The sequence below is a fragment of the Bradyrhizobium iriomotense genome, from assembly GCF_018130765.1.
In the GTDB taxonomy this organism is placed as follows: domain Bacteria; phylum Pseudomonadota; class Alphaproteobacteria; order Rhizobiales; family Xanthobacteraceae; genus Bradyrhizobium; species Bradyrhizobium iriomotense_A.
This window is the reverse complement of sequence record NZ_JAFCJZ010000004.1, coordinates 163,190-186,936: the sequence shown is the minus strand read 5'-3', so window position 1 is coordinate 186,936 and position 23,747 is coordinate 163,190. Positions and strand designations below refer to the sequence as shown.

At 65.7% G+C, this 23,747-nt stretch carries 21 protein-coding genes; 12 read left to right on the top strand and 9 right to left on the bottom strand.

Translation table 11 applies throughout. The features are described 5' to 3' along the window. The first annotated feature begins 90 nt into the window (after positions 1-90). The 3 genes from JQ635_RS09540 (at position 91) to JQ635_RS09530 (ending at position 5,538) form a co-directional block, all read left to right on the top strand. Entirely contained in the window at positions 91-2,154 is a 2,064-nt protein-coding gene (locus JQ635_RS09540) for a hypothetical protein (RefSeq protein ID WP_211409606.1), read from the top strand. Positions 2,155-2,592: 438 nt separating this feature from the next. After that, entirely contained in the window at positions 2,593-2,997 is a 405-nt protein-coding gene (locus JQ635_RS09535; protein WP_211409605.1) for a DUF2946 domain-containing protein, read from the top strand. Positions 2,998-3,144: 147 nt separating this feature from the next. After that, positions 3,145-5,538 (top strand): TonB-dependent receptor, encoded by a 2,394-nt coding sequence (locus JQ635_RS09530; RefSeq protein WP_211409604.1) that lies wholly within the window; start codon positions 3,145-3,147, stop codon positions 5,536-5,538. A gap of 266 nt (positions 5,539-5,804) precedes the next feature. Here the strand turns inward: JQ635_RS09530 and JQ635_RS09525 are convergent, their stop codons facing one another. Both JQ635_RS09525 and JQ635_RS09520 read right to left on the bottom strand, forming a co-directional pair. Next, entirely contained in the window at positions 5,805-6,320 is a 516-nt protein-coding gene (locus tag JQ635_RS09525) for a GNAT family N-acetyltransferase (protein ID WP_211409603.1), read from the bottom strand. Positions 6,321-6,373: 53 nt separating this feature from the next. Continuing rightward, positions 6,374-7,543, bottom strand: a complete 1,170-nt coding sequence (locus JQ635_RS09520) for a hypothetical protein (RefSeq protein ID WP_246583404.1) — start codon at positions 7,541-7,543, stop codon at positions 6,374-6,376. A gap of 106 nt (positions 7,544-7,649) precedes the next feature. Between JQ635_RS09520 and JQ635_RS09515 the strand changes: the two genes are divergently transcribed. Both JQ635_RS09515 and JQ635_RS09510 read left to right on the top strand, forming a co-directional pair. After that, positions 7,650-8,408: a glycosyltransferase family 2 protein gene (locus tag JQ635_RS09515; RefSeq protein WP_349631850.1), complete on the top strand. Its 759-nt coding sequence runs from the start codon at positions 7,650-7,652 to the stop codon at positions 8,406-8,408. Between the two features lie 62 nt (positions 8,409-8,470). Further along, on the top strand, positions 8,471-8,848 hold the full coding sequence (locus JQ635_RS09510; protein ID WP_211409602.1) for a DUF2304 domain-containing protein: 378 nt from the start codon (positions 8,471-8,473) through the stop codon (positions 8,846-8,848). Positions 8,849-8,851: 3 nt separating this feature from the next. Here the strand turns inward: JQ635_RS09510 and JQ635_RS09505 are convergent, their stop codons facing one another. Beyond that, on the bottom strand, positions 8,852-9,343 hold the full coding sequence (locus JQ635_RS09505) for an NUDIX domain-containing protein (protein WP_211409601.1): 492 nt from the start codon (positions 9,341-9,343) through the stop codon (positions 8,852-8,854). A 128-nt stretch (positions 9,344-9,471) separates the two neighbouring features. Here JQ635_RS09505 and JQ635_RS09500 point away from each other — a divergent pair, with 128 nt between their 5' ends. Beyond that, on the top strand, positions 9,472-10,353 hold the full coding sequence (locus JQ635_RS09500) for a metallophosphoesterase family protein (protein ID WP_211409600.1): 882 nt from the start codon (positions 9,472-9,474) through the stop codon (positions 10,351-10,353). Positions 10,354-10,475: 122 nt separating this feature from the next. Here the strand turns inward: JQ635_RS09500 and JQ635_RS09495 are convergent, their stop codons facing one another. The 3 genes from JQ635_RS09495 to JQ635_RS09485 all read right to left on the bottom strand — a co-directional run bounded on the left by JQ635_RS09495 (position 10,476) and on the right by JQ635_RS09485 (position 13,100). Then, positions 10,476-11,030: a hypothetical protein gene (locus tag JQ635_RS09495; RefSeq protein ID WP_211409599.1), complete on the bottom strand. Its 555-nt coding sequence runs from the start codon at positions 11,028-11,030 to the stop codon at positions 10,476-10,478. Between the two features lie 196 nt (positions 11,031-11,226). After that, entirely contained in the window at positions 11,227-11,436 is a 210-nt protein-coding gene (locus JQ635_RS09490) for a DUF4170 domain-containing protein (RefSeq protein ID WP_008560963.1), read from the bottom strand. 29 nt (positions 11,437-11,465) lie between these two features. Next, positions 11,466-13,100: an isocitrate lyase gene (locus tag JQ635_RS09485; RefSeq protein WP_211409598.1), complete on the bottom strand. Its 1,635-nt coding sequence runs from the start codon at positions 13,098-13,100 to the stop codon at positions 11,466-11,468. A 241-nt stretch (positions 13,101-13,341) separates the two neighbouring features. On the opposite strand from JQ635_RS09485, the gene JQ635_RS09480 reads away from it, so the two are divergent. Beyond that, on the top strand, positions 13,342-14,787 hold the full coding sequence (locus tag JQ635_RS09480) for a helix-turn-helix domain-containing protein (protein WP_211409597.1): 1,446 nt from the start codon (positions 13,342-13,344) through the stop codon (positions 14,785-14,787). A gap of 181 nt (positions 14,788-14,968) precedes the next feature. Here JQ635_RS09480 and JQ635_RS09475 read toward each other — a convergent pair whose 3' ends face one another. Next, complete coding sequence (locus tag JQ635_RS09475) at positions 14,969-15,262, bottom strand: antibiotic biosynthesis monooxygenase (protein ID WP_018648871.1); 294 nt, start codon at positions 15,260-15,262, stop codon at positions 14,969-14,971. Positions 15,263-15,493: 231 nt separating this feature from the next. Between JQ635_RS09475 and JQ635_RS09470 the strand changes: the two genes are divergently transcribed. Further along, entirely contained in the window at positions 15,494-16,294 is an 801-nt protein-coding gene (locus tag JQ635_RS09470; RefSeq protein ID WP_211409596.1) for a hypothetical protein, read from the top strand. A 163-nt stretch (positions 16,295-16,457) separates the two neighbouring features. Next, entirely contained in the window at positions 16,458-16,814 is a 357-nt protein-coding gene (locus JQ635_RS09465; RefSeq protein WP_211409595.1) for a hypothetical protein, read from the top strand. A gap of 186 nt (positions 16,815-17,000) precedes the next feature. Here the strand turns inward: JQ635_RS09465 and JQ635_RS09460 are convergent, their stop codons facing one another. Both JQ635_RS09460 and htpX read right to left on the bottom strand, forming a co-directional pair. Continuing rightward, positions 17,001-17,636, bottom strand: coding sequence for a tetratricopeptide repeat protein (locus JQ635_RS09460; RefSeq protein WP_211409594.1), 636 nt, complete (start codon positions 17,634-17,636; stop codon positions 17,001-17,003). Between the two features lie 135 nt (positions 17,637-17,771). After that, a complete protein-coding gene (htpX, locus tag JQ635_RS09455; RefSeq protein WP_211409593.1) occupies positions 17,772-18,728 on the bottom strand; it encodes a zinc metalloprotease HtpX in 957 nt (318 codons plus the stop codon). A 288-nt stretch (positions 18,729-19,016) separates the two neighbouring features. Between htpX and JQ635_RS09450 the strand changes: the two genes are divergently transcribed. From JQ635_RS09450 to JQ635_RS09440, 3 genes are all read left to right on the top strand, one after another. Continuing rightward, positions 19,017-20,372, top strand: a complete 1,356-nt coding sequence (locus JQ635_RS09450) for an HlyD family secretion protein (protein WP_211409592.1) — start codon at positions 19,017-19,019, stop codon at positions 20,370-20,372. Next, positions 20,369-22,309, top strand: coding sequence for a glycosyltransferase (locus tag JQ635_RS09445; RefSeq protein WP_211409591.1), 1,941 nt, complete (start codon positions 20,369-20,371; stop codon positions 22,307-22,309). Before JQ635_RS09450 ends, JQ635_RS09445 begins: the two co-directional genes overlap by 4 nt. Before the next feature lie 92 nt (positions 22,310-22,401). Next, the gene (locus tag JQ635_RS09440) at positions 22,402-23,706 is read left to right on the top strand and encodes a lytic murein transglycosylase (RefSeq protein WP_211409590.1); all 1,305 of its coding nucleotides are present in this window, start codon (positions 22,402-22,404) and stop codon (positions 23,704-23,706) included. The last annotated feature ends 41 nt before the right edge of the window (positions 23,707-23,747 follow it).

Sequence of the window (23,747 nt, the reverse complement as noted above, 5' to 3'; positions counted from 1 at the left end):
ACCACAGGTGCGCATCGCGCACCGGGGAATCTCGAGATTCCGGGCTCGATGCTACGCATCGCCCCGGAATGACGTTGATAGGTCTATCTGATGAATTACGGCATCGCGTTCACGCCGCTTGTTCCTGCGATCGTCCTGTGGCTTGCGCTGGCCGCGATCGTCGTCATCGCCATCCTGCTGCTGGTGGCGCGTGCGCGCGGTGCGGCCGTGCGCGTGGCCGCGCTGGCACTGTTCCTGCTGGCGCTCGCCAATCCCTCCTTCACGCGCGAGGACCGCGATCCGCTCACCTCGGTGGCCGCGGTCGTCGTCGACAAGAGCCCGAGCCAGAATTTCGGCAACCGCAATCGCGAGGCTGCCCAGGCGCAAGAAGCGCTGGTCGACGGGCTGAAGAAGATCAAGGGCCTGGAAGTCCGCGTCGTCGAGGCAGGACAGGCCGACGGCGAGACCGATGGCACGAGGCTGTTCGGCGCCCTCGCCTCGGCGCTGTCGGACGTGCCGGTCGATCGCGTCGCCGGCGCGTTCCTGATCACCGACGGCCGCGTCCACGACATTCCCGCCAATGCCGCCGCGCTCGGCTTCCAGGCGCCGGTGCACGCGCTGATCACCGGACAGAAGGACGAGCGCGACCGCCGCATCGCGATCACGGCCGCGCCGCGCTTCGGCATCGTCGGCCAGACCCAGACCATTAGCTACCGCCTCGACGACCAGGGCGTTTCCGGCGAGCGCGCCAGGGTCACGGTGCGCCGCGACGGCGAGGTCATCAACGAGCGCACGCTCTCGAGCGGCCAGAGCGCAAGCGTCGACGTCGACATCAAGCATGCCGGCCCGAACATCGTCGAGATCGAGGCCTCGCCGCTCGAGCGAGAGCTGACGCCGGTGAACAACCGCGCCGTCGTCGCCATCGACGGCGTGCGCGACAAGCTGCGCGTGCTGCTGGTCTCGGGCGAGCCGCATTCCGGCGAGCGCACCTGGCGCAACCTCCTGAAGTCCGACGCCAGCGTCGACCTCGTGCACTTCACGATTCTAAGGCCGCCGGAGAAGCAGGACGGTACGCCGATCAACGAATTGTCGTTGATCGCGTTTCCGACCCGCGAGCTTTTCCAGCAGAAGATCAACGAATTCCAGCTGATCATCTTCGACCGCTACGCCCGCCAGGGCGTGCTGCCGATCGCCTATTTCGACAACATCGCGCGCTATGTGCGCGCGGGCGGCGCGGTGCTGGTCTCGGCCGGGCCCGACTATGCCTCCAACACCAGCATCTGGCGCACGCCGCTGGATTCGGTGCTGCCGGCCGAGCCGGTCGGCGTGACCGAGAAACCTTTCTATGCGCATCTGTCCGACATCGGCAAACGCCATCCGGTCACGCGCGGGCTGGAGGGATCGGGATCCGAGCCGCCGCGCTGGAGCCGCTTCTTCCGCACCGTCGAGACCCGCAATTCCGTCAACCCGCCGGTGATGACGGGCCTCGACGGCAAGCCGCTGCTGTTCCTGTCGCGCTTCGGCGAGGGACGCGTCGCGCTGCTGCTCTCCGACCACATCTGGCTGTGGGCGCGCGGCTATGAGGGCGGCGGGCCGCATCTCGATCTGCTCAGGCGGATGTCGCACTGGCTGATGAAGCAGCCCGACCTCGACGAGGAAGCGCTACGCCTCCAGGTGCAGGGCAAGAATCTCGTCGTGGTGCGCCAGACCATGGCGGACAGCGTCCAGCCTGTCAGCGTGACCTCGCCGTCGGGCGTGTCGCAGGACCTGACGCTGAGCGCCGGCGATCCCGGCGAGTGGCGCGCCAGCCTGCCGGCGAACGAGCTCGGCCTGTGGCAGGCGACCGACGGCACGCTGAAGGCGCTCATCAATGTCGGACCGACCAATCCGAAGGAATTTTCGGAGGTCACCTCGACAACCGAAACGTTGAAGCCGCTGACGCAGGCGACCGGCGGCAATGCCGTGCGCGTCGTCGATGGCTCCAGCGTCGAGCTGCCGCGCATCGTGCCGGTGCGCTCCGTGAGCGTCTTCGCCGGCGACGGCTGGATGGGCGTCAGGATGCGCGACGCCAGCGTGGTGAAGGGCGTCGGCGTGCTGCCGATCTTCGCCGGCCTGATCGGCCTCTTGCTGCTGCTCGGCGCATTCGCGGCGACCTGGGTCCGCGAGGGGCGGTGAACTCACGAAGCTTGGTGGGATGCGACAGCGGTGCGTTCTCCCCTTGTGGGGCAGGGCAATCGCATATGGATTTCACGAGGATTGTCCGCGGGCTTGCTCCGCCTCTCCCGCTTGCGGGAGAGGCCGACGCGCTCGCAGAGCGCGGCGGGTGAGGGCTGTCGCCACACAGGGACATCCTCCGCAATCCTCGACAATCCCGACGCGGAGACACCCCCACCCCAGCCCTCCCCCGCAAGCGGGAGAGGGAGCGCACCTCCATCTTTGCTCCATCAAACCTAATCGCATCGTTGCTTCAGTTGCCCGAACGACACATTGGACGGCCGCCTGCGTGCGCCGGTCCGCATACAGTTGACATCCACGGACCGATCGGGCGATGTTACATTATAACATCGCGACGCCCAGGGATTGGCGCCCTCGCGATGTGGGGTGGCTTTTCCGATGAAGTGGTTCCGGTCGAACGTCAGGCACGGTGCCCGGCTCGCGTTGTTCGCGATGCTGGTGCAATTCGCGCTGACCTTCGGCCATAGCCACTGGTTCGCGCAGGCCGCCCCCCTCGCCCAGTCCTCGCTCCAGCAGACGGACGACGCCAAGGCGACCGCTTCGATCGACCGTGCGGCGATCCAGAAGCAATCGCCCTCTGCCCCCGACCGCGAGCAGCCCGGCGACGACAATTGCGCGATCTGCGCATTGGTCGCGATGGCGGGCACGGTCCTGTTCGCGACGCCGCCGCTTCTGCAGCTGCCGCAGGCCATCGAGCTGCTCTACCGCACCACTGATGCCGAGTTCATCCATCTGAAATCGGCCGGCACAGCGTTCCAGCCGCGCGCCCCTCCCGCGTCCTGACTTCCAACATCGCATAATCACGCCCGCTTTCGCCGCATGTCGGCGATGGCCGGGAGACGTTGAAGTCGAATTCCGTCGCGCTGCGACGGCAGGCCGCCTCCGATCAACACACCAACATGCGGACGGCGCCTGAGTGGAATCAGGACCATGTCATTTGAATTGCGACGCGCGCAGCGCCTTAGCGGAGCGAGCCTGCTCCTGCTCGGCGCCGCCGCCACATCTGCGTTTGCCCAAGAGCTCGCACAGGCACCCGCACAAGCGCCTGCGCAAGACAAGTCGTCGACGGAGATCCCCGCCGTCACCGTGACGGCGCCGAGTCCCATCGTGCGCCGGGTGGTGCCGACCCGCAGCCCGGTCCGCGTCGCGCGCACCGGACGCTCGCGCAGCCAGCAGCGCACGGCGGAAGCAACGCCGGCAGCGCCGGCGACGGCCGCGCCTCAGCAGGGCGTGCTGCCGATCGTGACCAACCAATTCGCCACCGTCACCGTGGTGCCGAACGACGAGATCCGCCGCGAGGGCGGCGGCCAGCTCGGCGATTTGCTGTTCTCCAAGCCAGGCATCACCGGCTCGAGCTTCGCACCCGGCGCCTCCAGCCGGCCGATCATCAGGGGTCTCGACGTCAACCGCGTCGGCATCGTCGAGAACGGCACCAATGGCGGCGGCGCCTCCGACCTCGGCGAGGACCATTTCGTCCCGATCGATCCGCTCGCGACCAACCAGGTCGAGGTGGTGCGCGGGCCGGCTGCGCTGCGCTACGGCTCGACCTCGATCGGCGGCGTCGTCAGCGCCACCAACAACCGAATTCCGGATGCGCTGCCGTCCTGCGCGCCGTCGTTCCAGACCTATGGAATGCCGACCAAGGCGCCGCTGGCATCGGCTGCGACATCGCCTTGCGTCACCGCGGAGACGCGCACCGCGTTCAGCTCGGTCGATCGCGGCGTCGAGAGCGGCGTGCTGCTCGACACCGGCGGCGGCAATTTCGCCTTCCATGCCGATGCCTATGGCCGCACCACCACGGACTACGGCATTCCGAGCTATCCCTACCTGACCGACCAGACGCGCACCATTACCAACGGTCGCCAGCCCAACTCGGCGACGCGGTCGGACGGCGCCTCGGTCGGCGGCTCCTACTTCTTCCAGGGCGGCTATATCGGCGCGGCGATCACGCAGAACGACTCGCTCTACTACATCCCCGGCATTGACGGCGCCGACCACAACACGCGGATCGACGGTCACCAGACCAAGATCAACGTCAAGGGCGAGTACCGGCCCGATGCCGCCGCGATCGACACCATCCGCTTCTGGGCTGGCGCCACAGATTATCGACACAACGAGATCGGCCTTGCCGATCCCGCCGATCCCAACACCGACGGCGTGCGGCAGACCTTCACCAACAAGGAGCAGGAGATCCGCACCGAGGTGCAGTTGATGCCGTTCAACGCGCGCTTCGCCGAGGTAACGACGGCGCTTGGCTTCCAGGTCGGTCACCAGGAACTGACGGCACCGAGCCCCGACAATCCCGGCACGCTTTTCAACGGCCTGTGGGACCCCAACAACAACACCCGTGTCGCCGCTTACGCCTTCAACGAGTTCAAGTTCACCGAACAGACGCGGGCGCAGATCGCGGGGCGCATCGAGCATGTCGAGCTGCACGGCACGACGCCGAACTTCCCGGCGGATTATCTGCCCGACGGCACGCCGCAGGCGGCGATCTCGCGCAATCCCGCCTACACGCCAAAGAGCGGCAGCATCGGCCTGTTGCAGGACCTGCCGGGCGGCATGGTGGGCAGCATCACCGCGCAATATGTCGAGCGCGCGCCGAAGGCGGCCGAGCTGTTTTCCCGCGGCGCCCATGACGCGACGGCGACCTTCGACATCGGCAATCCCAACCTCACCATCGAGACCGCGAAGTCGGTCGAAGCAGGCGTGCGCAAGGCGACGGGACTGTTCCGCTTCGAGGCGACCGTCTACTACACGCATTTCGACAATTTCATCTATCGCCGTCTCACCGGCGTGATGTGCGACGACGACTTTGCCTCGTGCGGCACGCCGGGCGCCGAGCTGAACCAGGCGGTGTATTCGCAACGCAATGCCAATTTCCGCGGCGGCGAATTCCAGTCGCAGCTCGATATCGGCGCGTTCCAGGGCGGCATCTGGGGCATCGAGAACCAGCTCGATTTCGTCCGCGCCACATTCTCCGACGGCACCAACGTGCCGCGGATTCCGCCGGTGCGACTGGGCGGCGGCGTGTTCTGGCGCGACGACAACTGGCTGATGCGCGTCAACTTGTTGCACGCCTTCGCGCAGAACAACGTCGCCGTGATCGCGGAGACGCCGACGCCGGGCTACAATCTGCTGAAGGCCGAGGTCAGCTACAAGACCAAGCTCGACCGCAACTGGTTCGGCGCGCGCGAGATGATTGCCGGCATCGTCGGCAACAATCTCCTCAACGAAAGCATCCGTAACTCGGTGTCCTACACCAAGGACGAGGTGCTGATGCCCGGCATCGGCGTCAGGGCGTTCGCAAACTTCAAGTTCTAGGCTTGCTCGGGGTCGGGGCCCTGAAGGGGCCCCGACCAACGCCGTCATTGCGAGCGCAGCGAAGCAATCCAGACTGTGTCTGCGGAAAGATTCTGGATTGCTTCGCTGCGCTCGCAATGACGGGGTGTGAGGCAACGCTGTGCATCCAACTCACGGCGTCGTAGCCCGGATGAGCGAAGCGACATCCGGGACAGTGCATCTGCGCGACGGTTTCCCGGATATCGCTTCGCTCATCCGGGCTACGGACTACGAGCTACATGTTGCGGTTAGCTGCGCGCCTTGCTCCAGTCGGGCACGACCGCTCCCGACACGCCCTCGAACGCACCTTCGACCAGTTCGAACACCAGGACGCGGGCGGCATCGACCGGGCCGGGCATGGTGACGCGGCCCTTGGGCACCTGCTTGAAGCCGACGCGGCTGTAGTAGGGCTCGTCGCCGACCAGCAGCACGAGGCGGTGACCTCTCTCCTTGGCGTCCTTCAGCGCGCGCTCCATCAAAAGGCGGCCGATGCCGCGGTCGCGGAACGGCGGCTCGACGGTGAGAGGTCCGAGCAGCAGCGCGGGCGTGTCGCCGACCAGTACCGGCAATTGCCTGACCGAGCCGACCAGCAGTGTGCCGATGCGCGCGGTGAAGGAGACGTCGAGCAGATGGTCGACGTGCTCGCGGATGCGATAGGCGCTGAGCACGAAGCGGCCGGGGCCGAAGGTGCGCTCGTGCAGCCGTTCGATCGCCTGGGCGTCGCCGGCGGCTTCGGGAAGGATGGTGAGCGAGAGATCGTTCATGTCGGCATGCGTCTTCGAGCGAAATGGACCCGGGTTCGCGTCACGAAAACGCGTCAACGAGGGGAGCGGGATAACATCTCGGCGGGCTGCGGTCCATCGGGCTCATACCGGGCCGAACTGGCGGCCGGGCTGCGGCTGAGGATGGTCGCGAACAGCAGCGTCCAGAGCGAGAGCATCGCAATCGGGATGACGTAATACTGCGTGAAGACCGGGTGCGTGGCAAAGAACGCCAGATTCAGCGCCAGATTGCCGGCCACCAGCAGCGTGAGTTGCCTGACGCCGGCCTGGGTCGCGAAACGCCACAGCAGCGCGGTCCATGCACAGGCGATTACGACCAGCGGGAACTGCGTGTCGCTGAGATAGGCGCGCAGAACGGCGGGATCGAGGTGTGGTGCGGCCGTGTCCTGACCGCCATAGGCCGAGACCAACGGATTGCCCGAATTGACCAGGTTCGCCGCAAGCACCGGCAACAGTCCAACGAGGAATGCGAGGCCGAGCGCAAGGCCCGACACGAAGCTCTCGCGGTTGCGCCGGATCAGGAACGACAATCCGAAGAACAGGAAGTAGCCGGCCGTAAGCACGACGTTGGCGATCCTGAAGCTCGCGGACAGGCCGAGCAGAACGCCAATGACCGCGATCACCAGCAGGCGCCGGCTTTCGCCGACGAACAGCCTGGCAGTGAACAGAGCGATCAACGCACAGACGACCATGGTCGGCGCCATCGAGTAGCTCGCCTTGGTCGGGTTGATCATGAAATAGATCGAGAGCGCGCCGAACACTGCGGCGAGCGCCAGCGATGCGGACTCCCGCGCCCGCCACACGCCGTACAGTGCAAAGGCGGCGATGATCACGTTCGCCAGCGCATAGAGCGGAACGACCTGGAACCCTTCCGGGAACAGCGCTAGCACGAAACCCGTCCCTGGCGGCGGCGTCATCACCGATTTGCGGCCGTCTGCCGTCTCGGTGTGGCAGGGCGCGCGCGTTGTATCGCTCCAGTTCGGATAGCTGATACTGCGCAGCTTGCCCACGAGATAGCCGTCGGTTTCACGGGCGAGACTGGTGTCGAACCCCTGCCATCCGAAGCGCTGAAACAGATGGGCCTGGCGGAGATAGCAGATGTCGTCATAGACGCCACGGCTCTCGGTCCAGTGCGAGATCGAGCGAACATTGCTGGCCAGAATCGCCAGAAACAATATCGAAAAAAATACTTTAACAGCTCTCATGCGGGTCTGCCGGGCGAGCCGGGTGGCTTGAAAAGGGCTCCGCCGCCTGTACAGGAAAAGCATCGGCAAGTATAGCAAGGCTGGGATTTTGGGGGGCGAGGCGGCCGTGACCAATAGGGAATTGGGTTGGACCGACATGTGCGGTGCCGCAACACCGCCGGCTTCCGCGCCGCGGATCCTGCTCGTCATTCCCTGTTTCAACGAAGAGGCCTCGATCGGCAATCTGCTGAACGAGATCGCGGCGACCGGTTGTCACTACCACACGCTGGTCGTGGACGACGGCTCGTCGGACGCGACCTCCGCGGTGGCCAGCTGCCGCTCGCCGGTCGCCCGCCTCACGCAGAATCTCGGCATCGGCGGCGCGGTGCAGACCGGCATCAAATACGCGGCGCGCCAGGACTTCGATTTCTGCATCCAGATCGACGGCGACGGGCAGCACGATCCGCGCGCCATCGAGACGCTTCTCAACGCCCATCGCAAGGACCCGGCGAACATCACCATCGGAAGCCGTTTCATCGACAATGCCGGTTTCTGCTCGACGCGGATGCGTCGCGCCGGCATCAGGCTGATCGTGCTCGCGCTTAACGGCCTGTTCTCCGGCGGCCGCATCACCGATCCGACCAGCGGCATGCGGCTGCTCGACCGCTCCGCGATCGCCTTCTTCGCCAAGGCGTATCCGACGGATTTTCCGGAGCCGATCTCGCTGGCCTGGGCCATGCGCGCAGGGCTGACGGTGAACGAAGTCCCGGTCGAGATGCGCCCGCGCGAGTCCGGCGTCAGCTCGATCGACGGACTGAAATCGGCGAGCTACATGATCCGCGTCCTCGGCTACATCCTGCTCGCGCGCCTGGTGCGATCGCCATGACGCCGCGAACCCAGTTCCAATTTTCGTTTCCATCAACCATTCGAACAGCCTGAGGAGGCGCCATGACGAACATCCTTCCGAGCCTGGAGACCGTCGCCGCCATCTCCGCTTTCGCGTTGATCTATATGCTGGTGGTGCTGAGGAAGACTCTGCAGGGGAAGTTCGATCTCTACGACTTCCTGATGCTGTCCATGGTGGCGATCATCCCCGCGGGCTTCGCCCTGTTCCCGAGTCTCGCCTATTTCGTCAGCCATCTGACCGGCGTCGTGTTCCCGTTCGTCGTGATGTTCGGCGCGCTGTTCCTGGTGGTGTTCGCCTTCATGCACAAGATGACGGCGCGGCTGCACAAGCTGGAGCGGCAGAACTGCGCGCTGATCCAGGAGCAGAGCCTGCTGGCGCTGGAGCTGCAGGCGAAGGAACGCAACCAACGCGGCCGTTGAGCCTCACCGCCACGTCGCGATCAGCGGCCGGCCATCCAGCACCTCCGCGATTCTTTGCCGGGTGCCGAGCGTGGTCCCCTCGGGCAATGCGGAAATCGCGAAGAAGCCGCATTCGACGATCTCATGGTTGGGCTCGGGCAGCCGGTCCTGCCTGAACTGCCTGACGACATAGACCGCGACGTGGTCGCGGCGGGAGACGTGGCTGTTGAGGAAGATGCCGTGCAGCACGGGCTCGCCGGTAAGATCGATGTCGCCCTCCTCCTTGAGCTCGCGCCGCATCGCCTGCTCCATGGTCTCGCCGAGATCGACGCCGCCGCCGGGCAGATACCAGCCGCTGATGTAGCTGTGCCTGACCAGGAACACCCGGTTCTCGGCGTCCAGCACCACGGCGCGGACGCCGAGGGTCATGCCGCGCACCAGCAGGAAATAGGCGTGGAAGATCCGCCGCAGCAGCGGCTCGAATTTGCGTCGAACGCGGTTCAGACGATCCCCCATCAGGCTTCCAAGAAAACTCCCAAGAAAACTCCCAAGAAAACTCGCAAGAGGCCCCTGTCCGGGCCACGCTTGCACAGTCCTCGCGACCTTGCCATTACAGCGGACGAATAGCGAGGCAATCGCGCGCCATGGCCCCCTTCACGCTCGCCCATCTGTCCGACCCGCATCTGGCGCCGCTGCCGAAGCCGCGGCTGGTCGAGCTCGCCGGCAAGCGCGCGCTCGGCTACGTCAACTGGACGCGCAACCGCCACAAATACCAGCGCCGCGAGGTGCTCGACGCGCTCGTCGCCGACATGAAGGCGCAGGCGCCCGACCACATCGCAGTGACGGGCGATCTCGTCAACCTGGCGCTGGAGGCCGAGTTCGCCCCCGCACGCGCATGGCTCGACGAGGTCGGGCCGCCAGACCGCGTCACCACGATTCCCGGCAATCACGACGCCTATGTCCGCGCCACCTTCCATCGCTTCGGCGAGACCTTTGCGCCCTATCTCGCGGGCGACGACGGCCGCATCGGCTTTCCGAGCGTGCGCCGGCGCGGGCCGCTGGCGCTGATCAGCCTGTCGACGGCAGTACCGACCCTGCCGCTGATGGCGACGGGCACGCTTGGGCGCGATCAGCTCGCCGCGCTCGCCGAGGTCCTCGAACAGCTCGCCGCCGAGGACGTCTTCCGCGTGCTGCTGGTGCATCATCCCCTCAAGTCCGCTGCGCGCCAGAAGCGGATGACGGACTCGTCCGATCTGCTCGCGCTGTTGAAGCGCCATGGCGTCGAGCTGATCCTGCACGGACACGACCACATTCATTCGACGATGTGGTTCGAGGGTCCCAATGGCAACATTCCCGCGCTGGGCGTGCCCTCGGCCTCCGCGCTCGCGCACGGACGCTATCCGGCGGCGGCGTACAATCTTTTCACGATCGAGAAGGACAATGCCGGCTGGCGCTGCGAGCAGACGGTGCGGGCGCTGGGGGCGGGATTCCAGATCCAGCAGATCAAGCAGGCGAGGTTGATTTGAGGTGCTTGTCATTCCGGGGCATGCGAAGCATGAGCCCGGAATCCATCGGGCCGCAATACGCGCTGATGAATGGATTCCGGGCTCGCGCTTCGCGCGCCCCGGAATGACGACGACGGAGAAATTCACCAGCTACGGAGGACCGCGAGCACGGCAAGGCCAAACAGCGCGGCCGCACCGAGCACAAAGCCGAATAGAAACGGCCAGACCCGCGAGCGGCGCGGCGGCTCGGTGGCCGGGGCTTGCGGTTCGGGCGGGACCACCATCGCATGCTCGCGCTCGATCATGCGGCGGGCGACATAGTCGGTGACGGCCTCGACGATAACGGCGGTGTCGTGCGATTCGGCGAGCACGATGCGGCCGAAGCGGGTGTCCTGGACGAAGCGATACATCCGCTTGTCGCGCCCCATCATGATGTGGGCGACGACGTCGATCCAGAGTCTGGGCGTATCGCCCTGGCTGATCCCGCGATCGAACAGGTCGATCTTGTCAGGCACCTGGGCGAACAGCGGGTCGAGCGCGTCGTTGAGGATCTCCAGCCGCGCCACCTCGGCGTCCCTGAGGTCGACGACGACGCCAGTCCGGTCGGCGGCCTCGATCCGTGCGCGCAGCAGCGCGTCGCGCAGCCGCACCGGGCGCGGCTGGCTGGGATGGGTCCCGCTGGTCTCGGGCTCTGACATTGTCGGCCTCGTCCTCGACTTATCCCCGTTAACCTATCAGCAACCAAACCCTGCGCAAAGGGCCCATAATTCCAGACACTTACGGCGCCCACAGGCGCGTGACCTGTGCCAAAAACAGACGATCCCACCCAGGCAGAGCCTGGATGGGACCATCCGTCCTTGGACGTCTTCTTAATTCAGGTCGGCTAGTCGGCCCTCAGGCCGAGACGCGCGAGGGCTCTTCCACGATCGAGAAGCGGACGCCGGCCTTGTGGCGGCTCTCTTCCGAAACCTCGCGCCAGCAGTCCTCGGCTTCCTTGCGGGTCTTGAACGGACCTTTGACCTGGGCCGAGCCTTCCACGAGCTTGTGGAAGTTCATCGAACCGAACTCGCCGCCGATCACCCAGAAATTGCTGCCTTTGGTCATTGTCAGTCTCCTGTCGAAGTCGAGATTCGTTAGCCGAACTGGTTCATGGTGTTGTGGGCGCCGCCCGCCTTCAGGGCAGCCTCGCCGGCGAAGTACTCCTTGTGGTCGTCGCCGATGTCGGAGCCGGCCATGTTCTGGTGCTTCACGCAGGCGATGCCCTGACGGATCTCGGCGCGCTGGACGTTCTTGACGTAGCCCAGCATGCCCTGCTCGCCGAAATACTCCCTGGCGAGGTTGTCGGTGGACAGCGCGGCCGTGTGATAGGTCGGCAACGTGATCAGGTGGTGGAAGATGCCGGCACGCTTGGCCGAATCCGCCTGGAAGGTGCGGATGCGCTCGTCGGCTTCCTTCGCCAGCGGCGTATCGTCGTACTCCGCCTTCATCAGCTCAGCACGGTTGTACTTGCTGACGTCCTGGCCCGCTTCCTTCATCGCGTCGTAGACCTGCCAACGGAAGTTGAGGGTCCAGTTGAACGACGGCGAGTTGTTGTAGGCGAGCTTGGCGTTCGGCACGACCTTGCGGATGCGGTCGACCATGCTGGCGATCTGCTCGATATGCGGCTTCTCGGTCTCGATCCAGAGCAGGTCGGCGCCGTTCTGCAGCGAGGTGATGCAGTCGAGCACGCAGCGGTCTGCACCGGTGCCGGGACGGAACTGGTAGAGATTGGAGGGCAGCCGTTTCGGACGCATCATCTTGCCGTTGCGGTTGATGATGACGTCGCCGTTGCGGGCGTTCTCCGCAGTGATTTCCTCGCAGTCGAGGAAGCTGTTGTACTGGTCGCCGATGTCGCCGGGCTTGTGGCTGACGGCGATCTGCTGCGTGAGGCCAGCGCCGAGCGAGTCGGTGCGGGTCACGACGATGCCGTCTTCGATCCCGAGCTCGAGGAAGGCATGACGGCAGGCGCGGATCTTCGCAAGGAAGACGTCATGCGGCACGGTGACCTTGCCGTCCTGGTGGCCGCACTGCTTCTCGTCCGAGACCTGGTTCTCGATCTGGAGCGCACAGGCGCCCGCCTCGATCATCTTCTTGGCGAGCAGATAGGTGGCCTCGGCGTTGCCGAAGCCGGCGTCGATGTCGGCGATGACGGGGACGACGTGAGTCTGGAAGTTGTCGATCTTCTCGATCAGCTCCTTCTCGCGGGTCTTGTCGCCTTCCTTGCGCGCCTTGTCGAGGCTGCGGAAGATGTCGTTGAGCTCACGCGTGTCCGCCTGACGCAGGAAGGTGTAGAGCTCCTCGATCAGCGCCGGCACCGAGGTCTTCTCGTGCATCGACTGGTCGGGCAGCGGGCCGAACTCGGAGCGCAGCGCCGCGATCATCCAGCCCGAGAGATACAGGTAGGTGCGATCGGTCTTGCCACCGAAGTGCTTCTTGACGGAGATCAGCTTCTGCTGGGCGATGAAGCCGTGCCAGCAGCCCAGCGACTGGGTGTACTTGGTCGGGTCCTTGTCATAGGCCGCCATGTCGGCGCGCATCAGCGCCGCGGTGTAGCGGGCGACGTCGAGGCCGGTCTTGAAGCGGTTCTGCAGGCGCATGCGTGCGACGGCTTCGGCCGACACGCCGTTCCAGGTCGGCTGGGTCTTGAGGAGCGCCTGGGCTGCCTCGATCTCGCTCTGATACGAGGCCGGGCGCTGAAGCGCGTTGATGCCGCGGGGCTGGTAATTCATGTGCCTATCCTTTCGCTGACGATGGCCGATGGCTGGCCATCGACATTCTTGACAATGCATTGCGAGATGCGTGTCAGGAGCTAAACGCGAAAACAGAAACTTCGTATAGATGGCTTGTTTTTTATTGGTGATGTCATGTAACATCAGAACATGTAATAGATGTTATTTTGTAAATCTTGTAAAATATAGGTCAGCAAGACTGTCCTTGATGTGCCAGGATATCTGAGAGGAGATCTGAGACATGGCCGCCGAGTCCGGCAAGAAACTGTTCGTCGGCCCGCGCTTCCGGCGGATCCGGCAGCAATTGGGGCTGTCGCAGACCCAGATCGCCGAGGGGCTCGGGATCTCCCCCAGTTACGTCAACCTGATCGAGCGCAACCAACGCCCGGTGACGGCGCAGATCCTGCTGCGGCTGGCCGAGACCTACGATCTCGACCTGCGCGACCTCGCCACCGCTGACGAGGACCGTTTCTTCGCCGAGCTGAACGAGATCTTCTCCGATCCCCTGTTCCGCCAGATCGACGTTCCCAAGCAGGAACTGCGTGACCTCGCCGAGCTCTGTCCCGGCGTCACCCATGCGCTGCAGCGGCTCTACGCGGCCTATACCGAGGCGCGCCAGGGCGAGACGCTGGCGGCAGCCCAGATGGCCGACCGCGACGTCGGCACGCGCTACGAGGCCAATCCGGTCGAGCGCGTGCGCGAGCTGATCGAGGCCAACCGCAACTATTTTCCGGAGCTCGAGCAAGCCGCGGAGAACCTGCGCGACGAGCTGGACGTGCCCGCCGAAGGGCTTTACGCGGCGCTGGTCGCGCGCCTGCGCGAGAAGCACTCGATCCAGACCCGCATCATGCCGGTCGACGTGATGCGCGAGACATTGCGGCGCTTCGACCGCCACCGCCGGCAGCTGCTGATCTCGGAGCTGGTCGATCCACCCGGCCGCGCCTTCCAGCTCGCCTTCCAGCTCGGGCTTGGCGAATGCGCGCAAGCCCTGGAGACGATCATCGGCCGCGCCGGTCCGCTCGACGACGCACCGCGGCGGCTGTTCCGCATCACGCTCGGCAATTACTTCGCGGCCGCCGTGATGATGCCCTACCCCGCCTTCCTCGCCGCTGCCGAAGCGCTCAACTACGACATCCACGTGCTGGCGCAGCGCTTCAATTCCGGCTTCGAGCAGGTCTGCCATCGCCTCACCACCTTGCAACGGCCGAACGCGCGCGGCATTCCGTTCTTCCTCTTGCGCGTCGACAATGCCGGTAACGTCTCCAAGCGTTTCTCGTCCGGCACGTTCCCGTTCTCGAAGTTCGGCGGCACCTGTCCTTTGTGGAACGTGCACTCGACCTTCGACACGCCGGATCGCCTGCTGAAGCAGGTGATCGAGCTGTCCGACGGCACGCGCTATTTCTCGATCGCGCAGATGGTGCGCCGCCCGGTCGCGCCGCATCCGCTGCCGCAGCCGCGCTTCGCCATCGGCCTCGGCTGCGAGATCCGCCACGCCGCGCGCCTGACCTACGCAGCCGGCATGGACCTGGAGAAGACCGAAGGCACGCCGATCGGCGTCAACTGTCGCCTCTGCGAACGCGAAAACTGCGCCCAGCGCGCCGAGCCGCCGATCACCCGCACGCTGATTTTGGATGAGACGACGCGGCGGGTGTCGAGCTTCGCGTTCTCGAATGCACGGGAGTTGTGAGGGGCGCCTTTGAAGGAAGGCGCAAGACACAATCTCGATGTCGTCCCGGCGCAGGCCGGGACCCATAACCACAGGCCGCGATTTGGCGAAGACAGGTAACTCCGATCTCGCGCCATAACTCCTCCCTGGGGGTATGGGTCCCGGCCTTCGCCGGGACGACACGAGGAAAGAGCTAGCGCCCCTACGCCAGCGTATGCACGATCACCGGCCCCGCCACGGCGCGGGCGTCGCCGGCGAGCAGCGGGCCGAGATCCTTCTCGATCCAGGCGATGGCGCGCTTGTTCGCCTCCTCGGCCTGCTCGAACTTGTCGAAGATCGAGATCGCGGTGACCGTGTCGTCGCCGGCATAGACGACGTAATAGGCGCGGAAACCTTCGACATCGCTGATGATCGGAACGGCACCGTCCTTGATGCGGCGCGTCAGTTCTTCCGCACTCCCGCTTTTCGCCTTGGCCTGACGGATGGCGGCATACATGGCATCCTCCCCTTCCGGCTGTCTGGACTTTCGGGCCTGGTGCCCGGAGCAGATGTTACGCCGAAGTGCGCTGCCGATCCACGCTTGGTTAACCCGGCACTAATCCGACTCCGCGATCTGCAACCAACGGTTAAGCACGCCTCAACATCGCTGCCTTAGTCTCGCCCCACTCACTTTTCGCAAACAACGGCGGCCTATCCTGCCGGGCGAAGTGACATCAGGGGGTTCATCATGCGCATTGCGTTGCTGCTGGCCGCGACCGTCGTCGGCGCGCTCTTTGCCAATCCATCCAAGGCCGGCTCGCTCGATGCCGACGCGGCGCAGACGCTGCCGCCGGGCTTCCAGAGCTATCGCGGCTACATGTTCGACATCTCCGAGAACCGCGACCGCAAGGACGTCGACAAGCTCACCGAGAACCTGAAGAGCCAGATCGACGTCGTCGAAGGCGCCGGCCTCTCCCCGCGCGTGCTGCGCTTCTTCCACACTGTTCCGATCGTCGCGAGCGAGCTCGCCTGCCTCGACGAAGGCGCCGCCACCGCCTGCTACGGCCGGGTCACGCCGGACATGCAGCGCACCGCGCCCCGGACCCTGACGGTCTGGGACCCCGGCAAGCAGCGCTGGACCAATCCCAACGCCATCGACCTCGCGGTCGATTCGGGGCTCGGCGTGATCATGCTGCGGCCGGACATGATGCGCTACGAGAAGGAGGCCGTGCTGCTGCACGAGATGCTGCACGCCTTCCACGCGCGGCTGCTGCCGGACGGCTACGCCAACAAGGGCGTGATCGGCTATTATGCCCTGGCCAAGTCCAAGGACATGCTGCCCAAGGAATCCTACGCGCTGAAGAACCCGACGGAGTTCTTCGCGGTGACCGCCAGCATCTTCCTCTCCGGAAAGAGCGAATTCCACGACCCCAAGTCGCGTGAGGTGCTCAAGGAGAAGATGCCGGACTATTACAAATACCTGGTCGGCGTGTTCGGCTTCGACCCCGACCCGGCAGCGTCGAGCGGCCCGGTTGCCTCGCTGAAGTGAGGCGGAAACACCGCCGGACACACAAGAGCCGCGCAAAATGCGCGGCTTTCTTGTTTTGGGACCCGGAAGCTGCGGATGACGGGCGGCCACCAATTGCCAAGGTGGGGCCCGATCTGCATAGTCCCGCCCGCATCGATACCTGTTTTCAAGAGGATGAAAGAACATGGCGGACGCCGACCTGGATGTCGTGATCCGGCAACTGGCCAGACAGCTGCATACGGGCCTGATGACCCGCGCCAAGGAGCGGCGGGATCGCTTCACCGGCCTCGCGGCCAAGGCCAAGGGCAAGGAGACCGGCGACCGCTTCAAGATGATGGCCAAGGCCACCATGGAGCAGGCCACCGCCGCCGCCAAGCGCCTGCAGATGTCCGCCGACAACGTCGCCGACAGCTACGCCCGCGCGATGCGCCTTGCCGCCAGCACGCCGATCGCAGTGAAGGTGGAGAAGAAGGCGAAGGAAGAGAAGCCGGCGAAGAAGGCTGCGAAAGCGAAGAAGGCGAAAGCGAAGAAGGCGAAGTAACGGAAGCTTCTTCCTTCTCCCCTTGTGGGAGAAGGTGGCGCGAAGCGCCGGATGAGGGGTTGCTTCAGCGAACTCGAATAGAAGAGTTTTCGCGCGGATAGAGACCCCTCACCCGTCTCGCCGCTACGCGGCGAGCCACCCTCTCCCACAAGGGGAGAGGGGAAGAGCACGCAGCTCTGGATATTTCTACCGCCTTGGCACGGCGAGCGGCTCGGCGCTGGCGAGTTCGGCGAGCTTGGCGCGCGCGGCTTCGCGCGTGCGGACGTCTTTGCCGGCCGGCAGCGCCAGGGCGGCCTCGAAATCGGCGCGCGCGTCGTCGATCTGGCCGCGGGCAAGAAATGCCAGGCCCCGATCGAGGCGGGCCTGTGCATCGGAGGGATCGAGGCGGACAGCCGTGTTGTAGCTCAGGATGGCGCGATCGAGATCGCCGGTGGCCGCGAGCGCGAGGCCGCGCTGGTGATAGGGTGCGGCGCGCTTGGGATCATGCGCGATCGCCTCGTCATAGTCCTCGATGGCCAGCTCCAGATCACCGTTCTGCCGGCGTGCGAGCGCGCGGTCGCGATAGAGCGAGGCGCGGTTGGGATTGAGGTGGATGGCCTCGTCGAAATCGGCGATCGCCCGGCGGAAGTCGCCATGGCGCAGCGCGATCCGCCCGCGGCCCTCATAGGCAAAGGCGATCAGCGAGCCGCGCAGCGGCGAGAAGCCGATCACGGCCGCGCAGATATCGGGATCGTCCTCGTCCCCGCAATTGACCACCATATGCGTGGACAGGCCGATGAGCACAGCCAGGACGATCAGCAATGGTACGGCAATTCTGGTCATCTTCGACGCTGGCCGGCTGAGGGCCGGCCACGCATCCCCTTTCGAAGCAAATCTCACGGCGAGGTGTTAACACCCGCCGCGACGATCCTGTGTGCGCCAGGTCACAAAGCCCCGTGCAAATCCTGGCTGGTCTCGTCAGCCCCAAGGACCACGAGACGGACCGCGTGAAGGACCGCGCGAGGACGAGCGGCCCCACGGGCCCGACGGCGGATAGTTCTCGTTGGCGCCGACTGACGGCGCCGCATGCGCGCCGAGCTCGGCCGCGAGCCGCTGGAGAGCGGCGATGCGGTTCTGCGTCGAGGGATGGGTGGCGAACAGATTGTCCACCCCGTGGCCCGACAGCGGATTGATGATGAACATGTGCGCGGTCGCGGGATTGCGCTCGGCATCATAGTTCGGCACCTGGTGCGCGGCGCCTTCGATCTTCACCAGCGCCGAGGCCAGCCACATCGGCTGTCCGACGATGCGCGCGCCGAGATCGTCAGCGGCATATTCGCGGGTACGGCTGATCGCCATCTGCACCAGCATGGCACCGAGCGGCGCAAGGATCATCATCAGGATCGAGCCGACGATGCCCGGGCCGTTGTTATCGCGGTGGCCGCCGAAGAACATGCCGAACTGGGCGAGCATGGAGATGGCGCCCGCAATGGTCGCGGTGATCGTCATCAAGAGCGTGTCGTGATGCTTGATGTGCGCGAGCTCGTGCGCGATTACGCCGGCGAGCTCCTCGCGGCTGAGCTGGCGCATCAGGCCTGTGGTGACGGCGACGGCGGCATTCTCGGGATTGCGGCCAGTTGCAAAGGCATTGGGCTGGGCCTCGTCCATCAGGAACACGCGCGGCATCGGCAGCGAGGCGCGGCCGGCAAGCTCGGCGACAAGGCCGACCAGCTCCGGCGCGCTCGCACGGTCGACCTCATGCGCTCCGTACATTGAGAGCACCATGCGGTCGGAGTTCCAATAGGTGAAGAGATTGGTCGCAGCAGCGACGACGAGCGCGATCATGGCACCGGAGGCGCCGCCGATCAGATAGCCCACGCCCATGAACAGGGCGGTGAGGCCTGCAAGCAGCATTGCGGTACGAAGATAGTTCATGGCCGTCTCCTGGAGCGGCCGCGGGCACGCCTCCGGCCGGCCCCTTCGAAGTATGAATGCGGGCAGCCGCTGCAAGGTTCGTGCGTCGCCGGGCCGCAGATCCATGGATGCGCGGCCTAGCCTTTCCCGCCTTGCTAAAGCTTGACCGGGATTTGCACAAAAACACACGCACAGGCTTAGCAACCTGGAAAGTGCAGCTTGGGCTAAATTGGCGGTAACCGGGCACAGCGCACGGTTGTTGTGCATTGACCCGGTTCCCGTTGGCATTGCGTCAGCACGGTGACCGTCATGATCGATCGTTCTCGCGCCGCTTCCACCGATCCAGCATCCGCTGCCCCGCCTCACGACGCCAAGGACGCCAGAGGCGACGCCAAGGGATTGCAGGACGCGCTGCAGGAGCAGCTGTTCGCCAACGACGACCACGGTCATTCGCCGGAGGCGCAGACCGCGGCGGAACCGCAGCGGCGCTGGCCGCATCTGCGACGTGGCGCCAAGATCGCCATCGGCCTTGCCATCCTCGCCGTCTTCGGCTGGTTGCCGCTGCGCGCGATATGGGAATATTCGAGCGTCGAGGCGGTGTTGAATTCCCGCCTCGTCACCCTGCGCACGCCGATCGGCGGGCGCGTGGCGGCGGCCCAGCGCCTGACCGATCAGGCGAGGTTAGACGCCGGAACCGTGGTCCTGCGCGTGGTCAACTCGCGCGGCGATCGCACCCGGCTCGACGATCTCCGGCGGCAGAAATCGCGCCTGGAGAATGAGCGGCCGAGCCTTGCCGCCAAGCTCGCCTCGGCGCAGGCGGCACAGAAGGATTTGGCGCGGCAGGCCGCGCAATTCCGCGACGGGCGGGTGCTGCAGCTCGAAGCCCGCATCGCCGAGATCCAGACCTCGATCGAGGCAGCTGCGGCGCGGCGGGACGAGGCCAGCGCCGCCGTCGAGCGCGCCTCCTCGCTGGCGAAATCCGGCAATGTCTCGACCGTCGAGCTGGCGCGGCTGACGCGCGAGCTTTCGGTGTCGCAGCAGACCGAGCTCGGTGCGCGCAAGCGGCTGGATGCAGCCAAGGTCGAGCTCACCGCGGCACGGAGCGGCTCCTTCCTCGGCGACAGCTACAACGACCGTCCGAGCTCGGTGCAGCGCGAGGAGGAGATGCGCCAGCGCGCTGGCGACCTCGAGGCCGACCTCGCACGCATCGACACCGAGATCGCCTGGCTCGGCAACGAGATCATCATCGAGGAGGCCCGCTTCGCCGATCTCTCCGAAGCCGACATCACGACGCCTGTCTCGGGCCGCGTCTGGGAGATGATGACCTCGCCGGGCGAGGACGTGCAGGCCGGCCAGCCGCTGCTCAAGGTGCTCGATTGCAGCAGCGCCGTCATCACCGCGAACGTCACCGAGAATGTCTACAACCGTCTGCAGCTCGGCGACCACGCGACCTTCGAGCCGAATGACGGCGGGACGCCGATCTCCGGCACCGTGGTCAATCTGACCGGCGCCGCTGGCGCGCCCGCCAATCTCGCCATCAATCCCGACGCGCTGAGCAAGGAGCCGTATCGCGTGACCGTTGCGCTTGCCGATGCCGCCGCCCACGGCTGCACGGTGGGACGCACCGGCCGCGTCGTGTTTGCAAGGCAAGAGACCGCGCCGTGACGACGGCGCTGACGCCCGGCCTGATCGCGCTCGGCGCCTTCATGGCGATGGTGCCGCTGCTCCGGCGCGACAGCACGATGGCACGCTCGTTTCTGGCCGTGGTGTCGCTGGTTCTCCTGCTGCGTTATCTCCACTGGCGTGTGACCGCAACGCTTCCGCCGCCGCATCTGACCGCGGATGCCGTGATCGGCTATCCCTTCATGCTGCTGGAGGCGGCTTCGCTCGTTGCGGTCGCGCTGTCGCTGCTGTTCCTCAGTCGCACGCGCGACCGCACCAAGACGGCCAGGATCGATGGCCGCGCGAGCGATCCGCGCGCACCGCTGATCGACGTCTTCATCTGCACCTACAACGAGGAGCGATCGATCCTCGAGCGCACCATCATCGGTGCGACCGGCATGGAATACGGCAATTACCGAGTCTGGGTGCTCGACGACGGCCGTCGGCCCAGGCTGCGGCACCTTTCGGGTGAACTCGGCTGCCATTACCTGACGCGGCCCGACAACCGCCACGCCAAGGCCGGCAACATCAACCATGCGCTCCGGCATGTTGGCGCGCTGCCGGAGCCGCCGCACTTCGTGGCCATCCTCGACGCGGATTTCGTCCCCCGGCCCGATTTCCTTGCGCGAACCATATCGCTCATGGACGATCCCTCGATCGGGGTGGTGCAGACGCCGCAACACTTCATCAATCCCGACCCGATCCAGACCAACCTTGCGGCAACCGACGTCTGGCCGGACGAGCAACGCTTCTTCTTCGACATCCTGCTGCCGGCGAAAGACGCCTGGGGTGTCGCCTTCTGCTGCGGCACCTCGTCGCTCATTCGCTACGACGGGCTGGTGCGGATCGGCGGGTTTCCGACCGACTCGGTGACTGAAGATTATCTCGTCACGCTGCGCCTGAAGGAATGCGGCCTCAGCACGATCTATCTCAACGAGCGATTGACGATCGGGCTCGCGCCGGAAGGGTTGAAGGAGTACATCACCCAGCGCGCCCGCTGGTGCCTCGGCCTGATGCAGATCGTGCGCGGCCGTAGCGGTCCGCTGTCGCGGACATCGAAGCTCTCCTTCATCGACCGCCTCTCGCTGGCCGATGCCTTCATGAGCTGGGCCGCGGTCTACGTGTCGAAGGTGGCGGGCCTCGTGGTGCCCTGGCTGTTCCTGCTGTTCGGTATCAAGGCGGTTCGGGCCGACCTGACCGAGCTGCTGCGCTATTTTCTGCCGTTCTATGTCTGGCACGGTCTCACCATGGCCTGGCTGTCGCACGGCCGCTCGCTCGCCATGATGACGGACGTATCGCAACTCATCGCGGCGCCTGCGGTGCTCAAGGCGGTGGCAACCGGGCTGCTGAAGCCGAAGGGACACAAGTTCAAGGTCACAGCGAAAGGCGGCGACCGTGACCGGCGCTTCGTCGAATGGCCGCTGCTGCGGCTCTATGGCAGCGCGCTTGTCATCACGCTCGTGGCCATCGCCTATGCCTTCATCCTGCATTTGCGCGGCGAGAACATCGCCTATGGCGGGCTGGCGCTGGCCTGGAGCCTCTACAACGCGTTCATCCTCGCCGTGGTCTGCTTCGTCTGCATCGAGCAGCCGCGCAAGCGCAAGGCGGAGCGCTTCAACCGCAACGAGCCGGTGCTGCTGCGCCAGGACGGCAGATCGCATCTGGCGCGGCTCGCCGACATCTCCATCACGGGCGCCCGGCTGATCGACCCCGATCCGCCGGCGCCCGGCAGCACGATCGAATGCCGGATCTATGGCCGCGCGATCGCCGCGATCGTGGTGCGGCGGACGACGGACGGATTCGCGGTGCGGTTCGAGGAGGGCATGGACACGCGCGTGCATGCGATCAGGGCGTTCTATGCCGGCGAGTATGTGCGCGCCTACCAGGGCGTCAAGGCGCTCCCGGTCGGCAAGGCGCTGCTGATGCGGCTGTTCGGATAGGCATGATCTTTTCGGAAAACCGCTTCGCACTTTTCCGGATCATGCTTTAGACTTCGGCCGAATCCACGCCTGCCCTCCCCGCCGGAACCCCCATGCTCCAGACCCGATTTGCGATCGCGGCCGTCGCGCTCCTCGCATGCTCCGCCACCGCCTCCGCCCAGTTCGTACCGCCGCCCGCAAGACCTGCGGCGCCCAAGGCCACCGCGCCGTCGCCGCGCGCAGCCTCGTGCCATAACGGCGCGAGCTTCGATCGCTTCCTCGCCGACGTGAAGCAACAGGCTGTTGCCGCCGGCGTATCGCAGCGAACGATCGCGGAGACCTCGCCCTACCTCGTCTACGACCAGGGCATCGTCAACCGCGACCGCGGCCAGCGCGTGTTCGGCCAGCTGTTCACCGAGTTCGCCGGACGCATGGCCGCGCCCTATCGCATGCAGAACGGCCAGCAGCACATCAAGCAACATGCGGCCGCGTTCGCGCGCGCCGAAAAGGAATACGGCGTGCCGTCGGCGGTGATCGCCGCATTCTGGGGCCTGGAGAGCGATTTCGGCGCCAACATGGGCAATCTGCCGACGCTGAAATCGCTGGTGTCGCTCGCCTATGACTGCCGGCGCTCGGAGATGTTCGTGAACGAGACCATCGCCGCGCTGAAGGTCATCGACCGCGGCGATCTCACGCCCGACGAGATGATCGGCTCCTGGGCCGGCGAGCTCGGACAGACGCAGTTCCTGCCGACGCACTACGTCAACTACGCCGTCGATTACGACGGCGACGGCCGGCGCGATCTCCTGCGCTCGGAGCCCGACGTGATCGGCTCGACCGCGAACTACATCGCCAACGGACTGAAATGGCGGCGCGGCGAGCCGTGGCTGGAGGAGATCAAGGTGCCGCAAAACCTGCCATGGGAGCAGACCGATCTCACCGTGCAACAGCCGCGCTCGAAATGGGCGCAGCTCGGCGTCACCTATCCCGACGGACGGCCGCTGCCGAACGACAGTCTGCCGGCCTCCGTGCTGCTGCCGATGGGACGGACCGGTCCTGCCTTCATGGCATATGCGAATTTCGCGGCCTACACCGAGTGGAATAACTCGCTGATCTATTCGACCACCGCGGGCTATCTCGCCACCCGCATCGCCGGCGCAGCCCCGATGCGCAAGCCGGCCACGCCGGTCGCGCAGCTGCCGTTCAACGAGCTCAAGCAGTTGCAGCAGCTTCTGGTCCAGGCCGGCTTCAATGTCGGCAAGGTCGACGGCGTGCTCGGCCAGCAGAGTCGCGCGGCCGTGAAGGCGATGCAGATCAAGTTCGGCCTGCCGGCGGATTCCTGGCCGACCACCGAGCTGCTCGCGCGGATGCGCGGCGGCACGGCGCAAGCGCAGCCCCCCCAGGCGACGATCCGCTAAACCCTCCTCTGTCATGCCCCGCCTAGTGCGCAATTGCGCAC